The following is a 16,119-nucleotide window of genomic DNA, read 5'->3' as shown; positions in this document are numbered from 1 at the left end:
CTTATGCCTTCAACCGCATCGTCGTGTGACCAACGCGGAAGTCGGTGCCAATATCAATGGCGGTTGCTCGCGTCAGGCGGGTGTCGCCCACAAAAGTGCCATTGGTTGACCCCAAATCTTCAAGGAACCAGCGCGAACCCTGCGGGAAAAGACGCGCGTGATGACCCGACGCGTAATCATCTTGCAGTGCCACTTCAATATCGTCGGCGCGACCAATAGTAATGGGTGAGTCCCCCAATCGCATCACGGCGCCAGCCTGGGCACCATCAATGATAGTGAGCTGGGTAGCGCGGGCAGGTGGCGGTGCAACCGGCGTAGGGTCGGACGCAGGTGCTACGCTGGCGCTGGGAGCTACCTCGGGCGTCCGTGCGGCACGCAAGTTGCGACCAATACCGAGATCGCGGCGGGCAGCCGCGAGCACCATAAAGACAAAAAGCCACAGCAAAGCTAAAAATGCGAAGCGCAACAAAGTGACGGTAATTTCAGATGCCATAGTGTTAGCTCCTCGGAACCATCAGACGAAAAATAATGCGGGCACGCCCCATCGAAATGACAGAGCCGTTGCTGATCTCGCGGCGACCTATAAGTGGCGCACCGTCAAGCTGGCTACCGTTGGTAGACCCTAAGTCGCTGGCAATATAGGTGCCGTCGCGCTCATCAATTTCTAGGTGGCGACGCGAAACACCGGCATCTTCAACGGTGATATCAGCGGTGCGTCCGCGACCCAAAACAACGGGGAAAGAATTAATGGAGTACAGCTCGCCGTTGATATCAAGAACTACCTGAACAGCTGGCTTGGGCGGAGTGAAACTAGGGTCTGCGCGGTGGGGTTCAGAGCGTCCGCCGTATGCTGGCGACGTATGGGGTGCCGCTGGCTTGATAATGCGGCTAGGCAACGAAGCTTCACCGCGAGCATTCTGCGAAGGTGCGCTCGGTGTGCGTGCCTGCCGGTGAAAGGCGCCGGTGGCAGCTGCACTCGTTTCTTGATGGGGGGCAGCGATTTTCTCTTGCGATGAGTTCACTACAAAGTCGCCAGGCTCTAAATCATCACCGACAACGAAGGTCACGCGCACTGAGCCACGCAAAGAATACGCTTGGGCACGCGCATGGCGGATTGCTACATCGCACAGCTCTTCAGCAAGTGGAGCACCCCAATCCTGCACACGGTGAAAATCGTCGGCAGCGAACTCAATGGTAAAAACATTGGGTGCAATCGTGCGTCCTGAGGGAATAGCGTAAGCGCGGTTATCCATCTCTGTGCGGACGCGGTTGGCGATATCTACAGGCTCAAACTGACCGCCTTTGCTGAAAGTGGAGCGCACAGCTTTCTCTAAACCCTGTTCGATTTTATTGATGAAACCCATGACGCCTCCTTCGCTGACCGGCACATCTTTTGCGCGAGTGAACCAGACTACCGGCTTTACATGAACCCAAGATGAGGAAAACCTGAGTTGTTCCTCTATAAACCAGGTTAAAAAGGCTCACATGAAAGCCGACAGTGGTGCTACGCTCACACTGCGTGTACTTCTATTTTAGGTGATATAGCCAAATTGTCCCCATCGAACCGGTTTCTGTGGTGCATTCCATAAAGTTTAATTTGTGGGGTTGGTACGAAAATGTGTATAGTAGTCTTCGTTGCTTGTTGAGAAATCAACACTCAGCCACTTGCGCAAGTGGCGGAATTGGCAGACGCGCTGGCTTCAGGTGCCAGTGATCGCAAGATCGTGGGGGTTCAAGTCCCCCCTTGCGCACCGAGTAAAAACCCGCTCTGACTAGGATAAACATTCTAGGCAGAGCGGTTTTTTCGTGCTCTTGCAACACTTTTTGCAGCATATGCACTAAATCGTGTACTCATTCGCCCAGATGGTGCAGTCATCCGTTGTGTTAAAGGTGCGAATGCACGTCCGTCATAATGATGCATTTCAATCCGCAAGCGTTTCACATCCGCCGCCCGAGCCGCCTACTACACTTGAACCATGACTACCCACCTTGTTCTTTTCAGAGATGACCTGCGCGTGTATGACCACGAAGCCCTGCACGCCGCGGTGGCTGCGGCACGTCAAACAGGCGGACGCGTGTACGCTGCCTACGTGCTCGATGAAGAATCCGAGGAAGTAAGACCCCTGGGCCGTGCCGTAAAATGGTGGCTGCACCACTCCCTAACCAGTCACTCACAGGCGCTCAAAGAACTGGGCATCAACCTGGTGATCCTGCGCGGGAAAACTTTAGACACTGTGCCCGCCCTCGCAAGCCATATCGGGGCAACCCACCTGCACTACAGCCGCCGCTACGCCCTGCCCGAGCGCACCGTCGATACCGCCCTCAAAGACTGGGCACACGCCCACACCATCGAAGCGCACAGCTACACCGGGTTCTTACTGCACGAACCCTGGGTTGTGAAACCGGCATCCGGCGATTTCTACAAAGTCTTTACGCCCTTCTGGAAGGCGCTTTCAGCGCAAGACTTCCCCGCGCCGCTACCGGCACCGCAGTCACTGGGTGAAGAACATCTCGCGGCAAGCGTCCTGCCTGAAAGCGTAGCCTCGAACCTACCGGGGCTTACCACCATCGATGGTCTGACACTGCTACCCACCCGCCCCGACTGGGCTGTCAGGCTGAAAGAACGCTGGACACCCGGCGAAACCAGCGCCCTCAAGACTTGCCGCACCTTCGTTGAATCCACCGTGCATAGATACGATGAAGGTCGCGACCGCCCCAGTCAGAAAGCCACCAGCAACCTCTCGCCCCACCTGCGCTTTGGCGAAATCAGCCCCCGCTACGTACTGCACGCCCTGCACACCGCCCAAGAACCTACGGCAAACACCGCCAGTTTTGCTAGCGAGATCGGTTGGCGGGAATTCTGCTGGCACCTCACCTTTCACAATCCCAACCTGCACAACACCGAGTTCCGCAGCGAATGGCAGAGCTTCCCTTGGCTCACCGGTAACCAAGCGCCGCAAGAACTCACCGCCTGGCAGAAAGGGCTCACCGGCGTCCCTCTCGTTGATGCAGGCATGCGCGAGCTCTGGGAAACCGGGCACATGCACAACCGCGTGCGCATGGTCGTCGCCTCATATCTCACTAAGAACCTGCTCATTAACTGGCGCGAGGGCGAACGCTGGTTCTGGGATACCTTGGTCGATGCCGATACCGCCTCTAACCCTTGCAACTGGCAGTGGGTTGCCGGGTGCGGTGCGGACGCCGCCCCCTACTTCCGCATTTTCAACCCGCTCTTACAGGGCAAAAAGTTTGACGCGTCCGCCCTTTATATCAAGCGATGGGTACCTGAACTGGTGGGTGCTGACGCGCGGACGCTGCACACCGAACACCCCGAGGGCTTCGGATTTTCTGCCCCTGACTACCCAGTACCGCTGGTGGATCTCAAAGCATCACGTCAAGAAGCGCTAGATATATACAAAACCTCCCGCCGAGATGTGTTGTCGAAATCCTGATTTAAAACAGGAACTCGGCGGGAGGGGGTGGGGCTAGCCCAGTTCGCTTTCAAGAGCCCGGCGTAGGGTGTCGTGAAAGTAGACGTAACCGGTGCCAGTGAGCTTGTCATTGGAGACATTCTGATCGGCAAGTACCAGCTGGTCGGTGCCTTCTTTGCCCAGCAGTGCATCTGAGGTTAGGCGCGGTGCGCGCATCACGGCAGGACGCTTGAGCACCTTACCTACGATTGTCGCCAGCTTCTTATTAGCCACGGGTTCGGGCGCTACCGCGTTGATAGCGCCCTCAACGTTCTCACGCAGTACAGAGTGTACGTAAATGCCGGCGATATCGTCGAGGGAAATCCACGACTGGATGTTTTCTCCCTTGCCTACCGTGCCGCCGGTGCCGGTCAAAAACAGGGGCAGTTGCAGGCGTAGGGCACCGCCTAAGGGGGTGAGTACAATGCCGGTACGAACGTGGACGACGCGCAGACCTGCCTCGCGTGCCGGGTCAGCTGCTTGCTCCCAGCGGGCGCATACCTCAGCTAAGAAATCTCGACCGGCAGTAGAATCTTCACTCAGAATCTCACCTGCCCTGTCGGCACCGTAAATACCGATTGCTGAAGCAACCACCAGGGTTGCTGGGCCCTTATTCTCGCCCGCCAAACGCGCCAGGGTGCGCGCCAGTAAAGCGGTGGATTTCACCCGGGATTCGAGGATTTTCTTCTTGTTCTTCTCAGTGAAACGCGTATTAATAGAGGCACCGCCCAGGTGAATTACCGCGTCCGCACCCTCAAAAACGCTTTCATCGATTTCACCAGCGTCCGGATCCCAGCGGTACTCACCCTCAGCTTGAGGGGCGCGACGCACCAGGGTGCGTACCGTGTGACCGCCGGTGGTCAACAGTGCCGAAACCTGACGCCCGACCATGCCTGAGACTCCCGCAATCACAATGGTTTGTGGGGCTACATCGGCGTAGCGTTCCTGAAACTCTAGATCAGCTTCAATGCGCGCACCACGAGCCTGAAAAACCTTCTCAAAGAAACGCTCGGCTACCTTATCTGAGATAGCCTCAATGCCGGTGAGTGCGTTGCCCGCAAACTCCAAAGCACCGGAGTTCTTAGCTACGGCGCGTTCTTTCACCGCGTCCTTCGGTGTCAGCGTGAACTCGATGCTATCGCGCACCACCGTCTGGTTAGCGGTTTCTAAGAAGTCGTGCGTGTGCTGCCATTGCGCGACGGGTGCTTCGAGTGCGGTGTCGGTAAAGGAACGGTCAGTGACCTCGATGATGAGCGCCGTCCAATTGCGGGTCATCAGACCCTTAGTGGCGGGTACTGCCACCTTCAACCGTGCCTGCATACCCTTTTCGACGCCCTTATCAAGCTCAACAGAACCTGCCCAGTGAGGGGTGGCGCGCGTTAGCGCACCGGGTCGCAGGTGCCAGTCGATGACCTCCTGCACCGGTCTGGCAATAACAGTGGTGTGTTTGAATGATCCCACGAGAAAAGCTCCTTGCTCTAAAACCTAGCGCCTTCTACCGGCGCAGGTGGGGCGGGCAACCGCCCCATTACTTAGTTTCTAACCTAGCAGTAAGCCTACTGAGAGTGGCATAAGGCATAGGTGTAGGGTGCAAAATGGCAGGACGCGCGTGCGCCCTGTCACTGTCATTTCACCTGAGGGTTACAGCGTCTTACGACGTGCCATCAGCACACCACCTACAACCACCAGGGCTACACCCGCCATTGCTAGCGGCAGAGCACCGAAACCAGTGTTCGCTAGGGGCTTTTGAGTCTGCTGGGTCTGTGCGGTTGAACCCTGCGAACCTGAGTTCTGCGAGGTGTTCACAGCAGCTGTAGAGGGGCTCGGTGAAGCATCAGTCTTCGCCTCGTCTGACTTCTTATCATCTGACTTGGCTTCATCTGCCGGCTTGGTTACCTCAGGGCTATCAACCGGTGCGGGAACAGCAGGCTTCTTTGATTCGTCATCGCTGGGCTGAGGTGCGACCTCGCCAGTGAATAGAACGCTGATGTTGGCGGTCGTGCCGGTTGCCGCGTCTTTGAGGGTGACAAGGCGCTCACCGGCAGTAACCTTACCCGCCAGGGGCAGGTTGATAGCTGCTGCACCGTCGGTGACAGCAACAGCGCCCAGCTCAACACCATCGACCGAAACCATGAGGTTCTCAACAGTGGGAGCACCGAAAGAAGCAACATTCAACTCAGAGGCGGTAAAGGTCAGGTTACCCGCCACGTCGTAAGACTCAGCAACACCTGAAACCTTAACAGCCTGCTTGTTGAAGCGCGGAGCAACATTTTTCTGCTCGCTCAAGTAGGTCTGGAAAGCATCAGAATCAACTAGCGCGGTATCACGAGAGTTAGTGCCCTGCGCCAGGGTACGGAAGTTATCGCCACCGCCCAACAAGAAGGAGGGGATAGCAACGGTAATCTTCTGATCATCAGCGACCTTCTTACCGTTGACGAAAATTTCAGCGATATTCCGGTCAGCGGTTGCTAAGCCAGCCTCACCGCGCTCGCCGGTGAAAGTGTAGGTCAGATTGTTGGAGAAACCCAGCTGCAGGTAGCTGCGTGATGCGGGGCTGGTTCGCTCGGCGTCGGTGGTCTGCCACTGCTCTTCAAGCACCTGCTTAAGCTGGGCGCCGGTGAGTTCGGTGGTCCACAGGTTATTCGCAAACGGGGTCACGCCTACAGCCTGAGCCAAGGTGATGTCGGTCAGCGGAGTCTCCAGGGAGGAGCGCAGACCGCCGGGGAACTCATCGCGCAGACCGCCGGGGTTTACGATGCCAATATCGGCGGGGGTGCGACCGGTGGAATTAGCCGCTGACAGGTACATATCTGCAATCAGGTGACCCATGGTTGATTCGCGGTCACGCTGGTCAAAACCACCGCGGTTCTCAGCCTTGCCGGCGTCCCAACCGGTGGTGATAGGAGCTTCGAGGGTAGCAAGTTTCCGCTGACCCACCTCGGTAGCGTAGTCATTAGCCTTCGTCAGGATTTCTTGGACGCGAGTGAGCACGGGGTCAGCAGCTACAACTTCGTCGCTGGGAGCCTTAGCACGCCCCACCAGTTCAGCGGTGTGGCTGATAACGTTCTTGTTCTCATCGAGGGTCAGCACTACCTTACCCAGGTTATCGCCGTAGTTGCCGGTCTGCACTACAGGGCGGGTCTTAGCACTGCCGGGAATCTTGCCTTCAAGAACGTACTCGGCGTGGGTATGACCGGTGAAAATCGCATCAACATCGGCGCTGGTCTGCGACACAATCGCATCAGCATTAGGGTTAGCGGTGTCTACACCCTCGTGGTATTCAGCGATTACGATGTCAGCTTCACCGTTTGCCTCATCACCGTCTGAGAGTTGCGCTGCGTACTTGTTCACCGCGTCCACGGGGTTCTCAAAACGTACAGAGCCTAGCGCTGAGGGATCGGTCAGCTGAGGGGTCTCAACAGTTACCGCGCCGATGACCGCAACCTTGGTGCCATCGGGAGCGGTCAGAACGACGTAAGGGTCAAGGGCAGGTTTGTTGGTGACAGTATCAACGACGTTTGCGCCCAGCTGTGGAAAATTAGATTTGGGGGCAATGCGGTTAATCAAATCAGCCAAACCGCGGTCGAACTCGTGGTTGCCTACCGCTGATGCCTGCAAACCCAGGGCGTTGAGGTAGTCCAGGGTTGCCTCGTCATCGCTGATGCTTGATACAAAGAGGGACGCGCCTACGTTGTCGCCCGCTGAGAGCAGCAGGGAGTTGGGGTTTTCGGCTCGTTGCTGCTGAACAGTTGCAGCAAGACCCATGCCAATACTGTTGTTGATACGACCGTGGAAGTCGTTAATGTTCAGAATCTGCAACTCACTGGTACCCTCGGCATGCGCCGGGGTAGCAAGAGGCAAAACAAGTAGGGTCAGGGTAGAGGCGGCAGCGGTTGCCGTCTTTTTAAAGCGTGATGCCACGAGGGTTTTCCTATCTTCAAAACTATCGCTCAGAGTGGTCCCAGTAACAACGATAACGCGCCGAGGTCATCGGCAGGTGGATTACAAGTACCCCATGAGGCGGGTCGGCGCGTCCTTGTGCTGAGAGTGATTCAAGCATTCACTGGAGTATGTGCAGAACGCCCCGGTGAATGTTTATGCGCGCCCGCCGTATGAAGTACCTTCGGGTACGCAAAAGCGTCCTTTTCACAGCGCAGTAAACCAGTTCCGTGAGAAGGACGCTTTTGTAGGAGTTAGAGAGTAAGGGCGAGCCTTACTTGCGGCGGGCTTCCTTCAGCTTCACCACGGGCATCGCGCGGGTCTCCCAGAACTCGGCGGACGCGATTTCGTCAGTGCCGTCCCAAGCGGCCAGGTCAGCTTCGGGCAGGTCATTCTTGTGGAAGACCGGCTCTTTGCCGGCGGCACGCTGAGCTTCGTAGTTCTTCAGAACCTTTGAAACCTGCGGCATCAGAATCAGAACTGCAACGAGGTTGGTGATGACCATACCAGCGTTCAGCAGGTCAGCAGTGTTCCACAGCAGATCCAGTGACGCAATAGCGCCGAAGAAGACGAAGAGCAGAACGATGATGCGGAAGACAGCCATCGGGCCCTTGTTCTCGGTGACGAAGCGGATGTTCGACTCGCCATAGTAGTAGTTACCGATAATCGATGAAAAAGCGAAGAGGGTAATTGCTACTGACAAGAAGTGAATTGCCCAGTTGCCCAGTTCGCCCGCCAAAGCGGTCTGAGTCAGAGCAGCACCCTGAACGTCCTCACCGTAAGAGGGGTTTGAAAGCAGAACAATGAAAGCGGTGATGGAGCAGATCAGCAAGGTATCAAAGTAAACACCTAATGCCTGAACAAAACCCTGCTTGGCGGGGTGCGAAACCACAGCGGTAGCACCAGCGTTAGGCGCAGTACCCATACCAGCCTCATTCGACAACAGACCGCGGCGCATACCAATGACCAGCGCACCCATCAGACCGCCCACACCGAACTCACGCAGACCAAAGGCACCCTCAAAAATCATGGCGAGAATACCGGGGATCTCACCCAGGTTCAGTGCAATAACCAGAACGCCCAAGCCAACGTAAAGAACAGCCATCACTGGCACGAGGATCTCAGTAACAGATGAAATCGCGCGGATGCCACCGAAGATAATCGCAGCTGAAACAGCCATAATGACCAGACCAATCATGATACGGAAGCCCATATTGTTAGTGCCGGTCACGTCAATGGCAAAAGAGGTTGATACAGCATCAACAATTGAGTTGGTCTGCACAGCAACAAAAACAAACGCATAGGTGACCACGATGAAAGCAACAAAGATGAAGCCCAGCCACTTAGCCTTCAGACCACGCTTCATGTAGTAAGCGGGGCCACCAATGTAGGAATCCTTGCCGCGCTCCTTGTAGAGCTGACCCAGCAAGGACTCAGCGAAAGCGCTCGCAGCGCCGATGGACGCGATAACCCACATCCAGAAAACAGCGCCGGGGCCACCCATAGTGATCGCCAGTGCAACACCGGCAATATTGCCGGTACCCACACGGGATGCCGCAGAAACAGTAAACGCGCGGAAAGCTGAGATGCTCTTTTTGCCGTCGTACTCGGTACCTGCCGGGTCTTTCAGTGTGCGGAACATTTCGGTGATACCGCGGAACTGGATGCCACGCGTCCAGAAAGTAATGATGAGGGCAATGGCCGTCAGAATAAAGAAGAAGCCCTTGCCCCAAATGAAGTTGTTGATGTCCAAAATGACATCAGAAGCTGGAGCGGTGACAGAGTTCAACCGCTCAATAGCGCTTAGAAAAGCGTCCATGTATGTGCTCCAGATCTGCAAAATGCACCACTTACCGGTACTGCAGTCAGAAGAAAGAGGTAAGTAGCGCGTCGTTGCGAAGAAAGAGTGGGTGCGTGTTTAGTGTGTGCGCTACCCGAATGAAGAGCCCCGAGGGCAATATATAGCACTTTTCATTGTGCACCGCTGAGGGACTGCGCGCAATTTTAGAGGGGCTACGAAACGAGTATTTAACATTCAATATGATGCGCCTCACTTCAAGGGGTGTTCGTGCCGTAAGATGTGATGTGACTTATGCTGACACTCCTTTGAGGTTAGCGACTAATTCTTTATTTCCTCACCTAAGGAGAATCCTGATGAGCTACAAGGTGGCAAACTATCTGCTAGACCGACTCGCTGAACTTGGTGTGACTGATATCTTCGGTGTGCCTGGCGACTTCAACCTCGGTTTCCTCGATGACGTACTCGACCACGAAAAACTAGAGTGGGTGGGCAACATGAACGAGCTCAATGCAGGGTACGCAGCAGATGGTTATGCGCGCGTGCGCGGTCTCGGCGCCCTAGTAACCACTTATGGTGTGGGCGAACTTTCCTCTATTAACGCCACCGCTGGCTCGTATGCAGAAAACGTGCCCGTCATTCACATTGTTGGTGCGCCTTCAACTGCTGCCCAGAACTCTCACCTGCGTGTACACCACACCCTAGGCGACGGCGACTTCAAACACTTCATTCGTATGGCAGATGAGGTCAATGCCGCCACCGCTATTTTGCAACCCGCAACCGCAGCCTTCGACATCGACCGCGTACTCCGCGACGCCGTTGTACACAGCAAACCCGGTTATCTGATGCTGCCCGCCGATGTTGCCAGTGCAGAAATCAACCCTCCTGCTGCTCCGCTTGAGGTGAAGCTGCAGATCTCAACTGAAGTCGCGAAAACCTCTTTTAGGGAGGCTGCTACCGAGTTTTTGCGCGGTAAAAAGACCTCCGTACTGGTGGATTACATGACCGCCCGTCTTCAGGCAACCGACGACCTGCAAAAACTCATTGAAACCACCGACTTTCCCTACTGCACCCTGATGGGCGCAAAGGCTCTCATTGACGAGAACAACACCCAGTTCGCTGGTATCTACTTGGGTACTTTGACTGCCGATGAAACTCGCACTGTCATTGAAGATGCTGAGGCAATTATTCTTTCGGCTGTTGCATTTACTGACACCAACACCGTAGGTTTCTCACACAAGGTTGATATGCACAAAGCAATTAACCTAGGCGCAGAATCAGCAACTATTGGTCGAGACACCTTCGCGCCCCTCGCCCTAGCGGATGCGCTAGATATTCTGGCTGAGGTTGCCCTAGAGGTGGGTGCCAAGCCCATGGACTACACCCCCTTCGTCAGTGACCTTGTACACCCCGAACCTTCCGATGATGCCCTGACTCAACAGCAACTCTGGGACGTCGTGGCTTCTAACCTCGATGAACTCAATACCGTTGTGGTTGAAATGGGCACCTCGTTTTTCGGTATGGCGTCGCGAGGATTCCCTAAAGATGCCCGTTTTATTGGCGCACCCCTGTGGGGCTCCATTGGTTACACTTTGCCTGCACTGTTGGGTGCCACTATCGCTGACCGTGGCTCTCGTGGTGTGCTCTTCATCGGAGACGGTTCAGCTCAGCTCACCATCCAAGAACTCGCCACTATTGTGCGCCATGGTCTCAACCCCGTTATTTTCCTCATCAACAATGATGGCTACACCATCGAACGCGCTATACACGGTAAAAAGCTTGTCTATAACGACATCGCTCCCATGGACTGGCAAAAAATCCCTGCTGCTTTCGGTGCCACCGACGAGACCGCCGTTGTGCTACGCGCATCCACCGTCAATGAGCTACTCGATGCCTGCGCTACAGCTCAGGTAGAGAAGAATAAGATGGTCTTTATTGAAGTTATCACCGAAAAGGACGATATGCCCGAGACTCTGCGTAAGTTCGGAGCCATGGCGGCTGCCGCAAATAAACTAGTGGAGAAAAAATAAGCTAGCTGGGAGTTCTCTGCGTGAGCGAGGAAATAAAAATCTCAGGCTAGAAAGCAGCTCCCGTATACTCGCTCTGGCTCATGTCGCTACAACTAAGTTGTATGTATACGAGAGCGCAGTTGTGTTGTAGTTTTGTATAAAACCATAGCGCAACTGCGCTTAATTAGTCTTGAAACTAAGCAGACTACCCATAGACTGCACCTGCACTGCAATAAGGCTGTACAATATGAAAATCTTGCTCACGGGTGCCTCCGGTTACATCGGCAGAAACCTGCTTAAAGAACTCAAGAAGAACCACGAAATCATCGCGGTTTCCCGCAGTACCGAGAACAAAGAAAACGAGAAAAACGTTACCTGGGTGGCGGCTGATCTTTTCGCGCCCGAAGATAACGAACGCGTCATGAAAGATATTGACCTGGCGGTTTACCTGGTGCATTCCATGCAGCCACCGGCAAAACTGACTCAGGCAAGTTTTGAAGATATGGACGCGTTGTTGGCAGATAACTTCGCCCGCGCCGCAGCGAACAACGGCGTGAAGCGCATTGTTTACCTCAGCGGCATCGTACCTGAGAACGAAAAACTTTCTCGTCACCTAGCAAGCCGCCTGGAGTGCGAGAAGATCCTTAGCTCCCACGGCGTACCCGTAACGACGCTACGTGCCGGGTTGATTGTGGGTCCCAAGGGTTCATCATTCCCGATTCTGCAGTCTCTGGTAGAACGCCTGCCCGGTCTGGTGCTGCCCTCATGGGCGTATAACCGCACCCACCCGGTAGCGCTGCGCGATCTTATAGAGGGTTTGCTTGCTGCCATCGAACGCGAAGACCTGGGGCAGTGTTCCATCGACATTGGCGGGCCCGAAGAGATAACCTACCGCGAACTCTTCGAACAGACCGCTGAGGTGCTGGGCAAAAAACTACCTATGGTTGATCTGCCTATTATTCCCGTATGGGCGTTTAAACTCTGGGTAGCCCTCATCAGTGGCAAACCCATCGAAATGGTGGGGCCGTTACTCGACAGCCTCGTACACGACCTGGTTATTACCCCCGAACACACCGTCGAGGGGATCACCAACGCCCCCACCGGGTTCAAGGAAAGCGTGCGCCTGGCAACCGAGGGTCAGGACTCTACCGGCTACAGCCTGCCGCGTCTGCGCATCCCCTTCAAATCCGATGTGGAAAACCCCAAGAACGACGTGAAGTCGATTCAGCGCGTCACCATTCCGGCGAGCTGGTCAGTGCAAGACACCGCTTCTTACTACCTCAAGTGGCTCTCACGCGCTAGCTTCAAGGTGGTCGGCACCCGCATCACCGATAACCGTACAGAAATTTTCCTGCCCCTGCTCAAAGAACCGATTTTGATCCTGCAGCACTCACCGCAGCGTTCCAGTGAGGACGCGGTGGTATACCTTATCAGCGGCGGTCTCTTCGCGCGCACCGCCGAAGGTAGTCGTGCCCGCCTTGCCTTCAGGCGCGTCCTCGGTGAAAACCGCGTCATTATCGCCATTCACGAGTACGAACCGAGCCTGCCGTGGACGGTGTACACCCTCACACAGGCGCGCGTTCACCTGATTGTTATGACTATCTTTGGTTACGAAACTAAGGCACTCGCCGCCCTCGAAAACTTTAGGGAAAACCGCGGTCACAAGCCCGCAGGTATTGCAGCAGCTTAGGGTTTTTCCTTGACGGTAGAAAACCTACCCCCAAAGTAAAAAGTACCGCCGTACAGCGATTATTTTTTCGCTGTACGGCGGTACTTTTCTGCATTGAACATACCCGGCGATTAGGCGCGCTTTGAACCGCCACCGATACCTGAACCGTTATCGCTAAAGACGTCGGGAATGCCGTCTTCATCGGCATCCACAGCTTCTTTCAGCGCAATATTCTTGTAGTGCTTATTACGCAGACCCAAGATGATGGAACCCAGGACGGCTGCGGTCACAGAACCGGTGAGAATAGCGACCTTGGCGTCATCGTTGTAGTCAGAACCCAAACCGAAGGAGAGCTCCGCAACCAGCAGTGAAACGGTGAAACCAATACCGGCAAGGGTTGCTACACCCAAGATATCGACCCACTTGATGTCGGGGTCAAGGTTGGCTCCCCTGAAACGGGTGACCAGCCAGGTAGAGCTGAAAATGCCCAGCATCTTACCGAAGACCAAAGCCAAAATGATGCCGTAGGCGATGGGCTTGGTCAGAGATGAAGTGAAGCCTTCCCAGCCACCGAGAGCAACGCCCGCTGAGAAGAACGCAAACACGGGAACGCAGAAACCAGCCGAGAAGGGGCGAATATTGTGTTCCATGACCTCGGCAAGACCGTGTTCAGCATGCGCCGACTTAGAACGCTTGTTCATACGTACGGGAACGGTGAAAGCCAGAATAACGCCCGCAATGGTTGCGTGAATACCTGAGTTCAAGAACAGTGCCCACACAATGAAGCCAATAGGCATCAGAACTAACCAAGCAGCAATCGGCTTAAGGTGGAAGAGACGCTCAGAGAAACGAGCAATCACCGCGTAAAGAATGATAGGGATGATAGCCCACAGCAGGTAGTGAACCTTCAACTCTGAGGTGTAGAAAAGAGCGATGATGGTAATAGCAATGAGGTCATCAACCACAGCCAGGGTCAGCAAGAAAATACGCAGAGCAGCCGGCAGGTGCGAACCAATAACAGCAAGCACCGCCACCGCGAAAGCAATATCAGTTGCCGCGGGAATAGCCCAACCACCGCGAGCCTCAGCAGAACCCGACATATTAATAAAGAAGTAAATCAGCGAAGGCATCAAAACGCCACCGGCTGCCGCAACCATAGGTACCAGAGCGGTACTGGGGTTACGCAGCGCACCCATCACAAACTCTTTCTTCAACTCAAGACCAACCAAGAAGAAGAAAACAGCCAACAGACCATCAGCAGCCCAGTGACCAATCGAAAGTTTCAGATGAAAATCGCCGATATCGCGTCCGATGTACGAATCACGAATACCAAAATAGGTATCAGCAGCGGGGGAGTTCGCAAAAACAAGTGCTGCGATGGTAGCTATGAGCAAGATAATGCCACCCACAGACTCCTTGCGCAGAATCTCGCTGACGCGCTGGGACTCTTTGTACGTCCCACGCGTCAAAACAGTGTTATCAGAAGCCATATGTTCCTCACATAGAAGTGGTCATTGAAAATAAAACCTGCGCCGCGCGCAGGTGCCGACCAGACTTCCCGGCACACCTAAGCACCTTAGTTTATCAGCAGCTTGGTTCTGGTCGGCGGGGAAACCGTTATTTTACGGTGGCGCAGGCTCACCCGCTGTACCCCGTTTTTGCCCTTTGTTCCCTGAAAAAGCGCGGCATCGTGGGTTTTCGTGGTGCTTTGAGAGCCACTACTCACTGATTTTCAGGGTCTTAGGAGCGTCCAACAAGTTTGCCCATGTTTTAATTGAAAGAAACCTGTATGCCACTGTGGGGGCACACGCCCCAGTCGCAGTACATCGTAGATAAGCGTCTTACACCTGTGGAAATGGAGCATAACTCGTGAGCTCAAAGCAAGAAACCCCCTGGCTGAATGATGACGAGCGCGACGCATGGCTTTTTTTGAGCTCGGTCATCTTCAACCTGCCCGGTTCTCTTGAAGCACAGCTTGAACGAGATGCTGATTTGAGTTTCGTGGAGTACATGGTGCTTGCCATGCTCTCTGAAGCGCCTGAGCACCGGCTGACTATGACTGAGTTGGCGCACCAGACCAACACTCTGCTGCCGCGTCTTTCTCGTGTAGTGACCCGCTTGGAAAAGCAGGACTACGTCAGCCGCACCGTTTGGTCAAAAGATCGCCGCGTCAGCATCTGCGAGCTGCACCCTGCAGGTCTGCAGAAAGTACAGGAAGCTGCGCCCGGTCACGTTGAAGAAGTGCGCCGCCAAATTTTTAACCGCATCAACAAGCGCCAGGCAACCCAGCTCGCAAAAATTGGTGAGGCAGTATTAGGCGGCAAACCCAGCGAGATTATTACCGTGAAAAAATCAGTCATCGAAGATTAAACCTAACGCCATAAAAATCCCCCGGTTGTATGAACCGGGGGATTTTTATTACCTGAACCCGGTTATCCCAACCCCGCTGCTCCGTCCGGACGCGCCGAGGTTTACCCTCAGTTTGCTTCAGCTGGGCGGGCTGGTGCAGGAAGGTAGCTAATACAGCGCGAAGGAGGCGGGTGTGACCACCTTCTGCCCAGGTGACCACGTTTATTGTGGTCACCTGGGCAGAGGACGGTCACACCGAGTGATACAGGGGTAGCTGCCGGTGTTTGTGTATGCTGAAAGAACTCTCTTAGCAGTTCTTGAGAGGCACAGCGAGTCCCACGCATGAAATGTTCACGCCTCCCGCCACTCTCTTTCTATTGGGCGCTCTTGCGCTCACCGGTTGCGGTAGCACCGGGCAGTCTGTCTGTGATGCCCCGGCACCTACCGTTACCGAAACCCAAGACCCCTCAGCGCTCGCTCTTGAAGAGGCTCGGACGCTTGCCGCATCCTACGACTATGACGCAGCTTTGGCGAAACTGACCGGGGCAACGGGTGAGACTATGCGAAGTTTTCCACAAGAGTTTTCCACAGCGTGGATAACTACACTGCTGTGATTACATAGCTGTGCATAAAAAACCGGATAGCCCCCAGGGTCATAGAGACACTAAAAGCCCCGATATTGCAGGGGCTTAGGGGCAACGGATACATCCATCTCGCGGGGGTGGGCGCGTCCTTCTGTATCCGGAGCCAAGTTTTCCACTATCTGTGGATAACTCTGTGAACATTTTCCACTTAAACTCTGCATTTTTGAGTGCTCCGGTGGATAAATGTGGATGCACACCGTCTTTTTGGTTCCAGAAACTGGGTAAAAACGAAACTTTCCAC

General features: G+C 54.8%; 11 protein-coding genes and 1 tRNA gene. 6 read left to right on the top strand and 6 right to left on the bottom strand.

The features are described 5' to 3' along the window. Position 1: 1 nt before the first annotated feature. Both JR346_RS09975 and JR346_RS09970 read right to left on the bottom strand, forming a co-directional pair. Complete coding sequence (locus JR346_RS09975) at positions 2-493, bottom strand: FHA domain-containing protein (RefSeq protein ID WP_205482418.1); 492 nt, start codon at positions 491-493, stop codon at positions 2-4. Positions 494-497: 4 nt separating this feature from the next. Continuing rightward, positions 498-1,364, bottom strand: coding sequence for a DUF3662 and FHA domain-containing protein (locus tag JR346_RS09970; RefSeq protein ID WP_205482417.1), 867 nt, complete (start codon positions 1,362-1,364; stop codon positions 498-500). Between the two features lie 303 nt (positions 1,365-1,667). Between JR346_RS09970 and JR346_RS09965 the strand changes: the two genes are divergently transcribed. After that, a tRNA-Leu gene (locus JR346_RS09965) sits at positions 1,668-1,751 on the top strand. Positions 1,752-1,976: 225 nt separating this feature from the next. Continuing rightward, on the top strand, positions 1,977-3,452 hold the full coding sequence (locus JR346_RS09960; RefSeq protein ID WP_205482416.1) for a deoxyribodipyrimidine photo-lyase: 1,476 nt from the start codon (positions 1,977-1,979) through the stop codon (positions 3,450-3,452). Between the two features lie 33 nt (positions 3,453-3,485). Here the strand turns inward: JR346_RS09960 and JR346_RS09955 are convergent, their stop codons facing one another. The 3 genes from JR346_RS09955 to JR346_RS09945 all read right to left on the bottom strand — a co-directional run bounded on the left by JR346_RS09955 (position 3,486) and on the right by JR346_RS09945 (position 9,228). Then, positions 3,486-4,931, bottom strand: coding sequence for a TIGR01777 family oxidoreductase (locus tag JR346_RS09955; protein ID WP_205482415.1), 1,446 nt, complete (start codon positions 4,929-4,931; stop codon positions 3,486-3,488). Positions 4,932-5,111: 180 nt separating this feature from the next. Further along, entirely contained in the window at positions 5,112-7,391 is a 2,280-nt protein-coding gene (locus tag JR346_RS09950) for a bifunctional UDP-sugar hydrolase/5'-nucleotidase (protein ID WP_205482414.1), read from the bottom strand. A gap of 292 nt (positions 7,392-7,683) precedes the next feature. Beyond that, positions 7,684-9,228, bottom strand: coding sequence for a sodium:alanine symporter family protein (locus tag JR346_RS09945; RefSeq protein WP_204878270.1), 1,545 nt, complete (start codon positions 9,226-9,228; stop codon positions 7,684-7,686). Between the two features lie 335 nt (positions 9,229-9,563). Between JR346_RS09945 and JR346_RS09940 the strand changes: the two genes are divergently transcribed. Both JR346_RS09940 and JR346_RS09935 read left to right on the top strand, forming a co-directional pair. Then, positions 9,564-11,237 (top strand): alpha-keto acid decarboxylase family protein, encoded by a 1,674-nt coding sequence (locus JR346_RS09940; RefSeq protein ID WP_204878271.1) that lies wholly within the window; start codon positions 9,564-9,566, stop codon positions 11,235-11,237. A 226-nt stretch (positions 11,238-11,463) separates the two neighbouring features. Next, complete coding sequence (locus JR346_RS09935) at positions 11,464-12,906, top strand: NAD(P)H-binding protein (protein ID WP_205482413.1); 1,443 nt, start codon at positions 11,464-11,466, stop codon at positions 12,904-12,906. Between the two features lie 110 nt (positions 12,907-13,016). On the opposite strand, the gene nhaA is transcribed toward JR346_RS09935, so the two are convergent. After that, positions 13,017-14,375, bottom strand: coding sequence for a Na+/H+ antiporter NhaA (nhaA, locus tag JR346_RS09930; RefSeq protein WP_204878273.1), 1,359 nt, complete (start codon positions 14,373-14,375; stop codon positions 13,017-13,019). A gap of 379 nt (positions 14,376-14,754) precedes the next feature. On the opposite strand from nhaA, the gene JR346_RS09925 reads away from it, so the two are divergent. Beyond that, positions 14,755-15,255 carry a MarR family winged helix-turn-helix transcriptional regulator gene (locus JR346_RS09925; RefSeq protein WP_204878274.1) on the top strand — a complete coding sequence of 167 codons (501 nt, stop codon included), beginning with the start codon at positions 14,755-14,757 and terminating at the stop codon, positions 15,253-15,255. Between the two features lie 326 nt (positions 15,256-15,581). Continuing rightward, the gene (locus tag JR346_RS09920; protein WP_205482412.1) at positions 15,582-15,848 is read left to right on the top strand and encodes a hypothetical protein; all 267 of its coding nucleotides are present in this window, start codon (positions 15,582-15,584) and stop codon (positions 15,846-15,848) included. The last annotated feature ends 271 nt before the right edge of the window (positions 15,849-16,119 follow it).

The organism is Rothia sp. ZJ932, assembly GCF_016924835.1.
Lineage (GTDB): Bacteria > Actinomycetota > Actinomycetes > Actinomycetales > Micrococcaceae > Rothia.
Note: the sequence above shows the minus strand (reverse complement) of the source record. Positions and strands in the feature narration are given on the sequence as shown.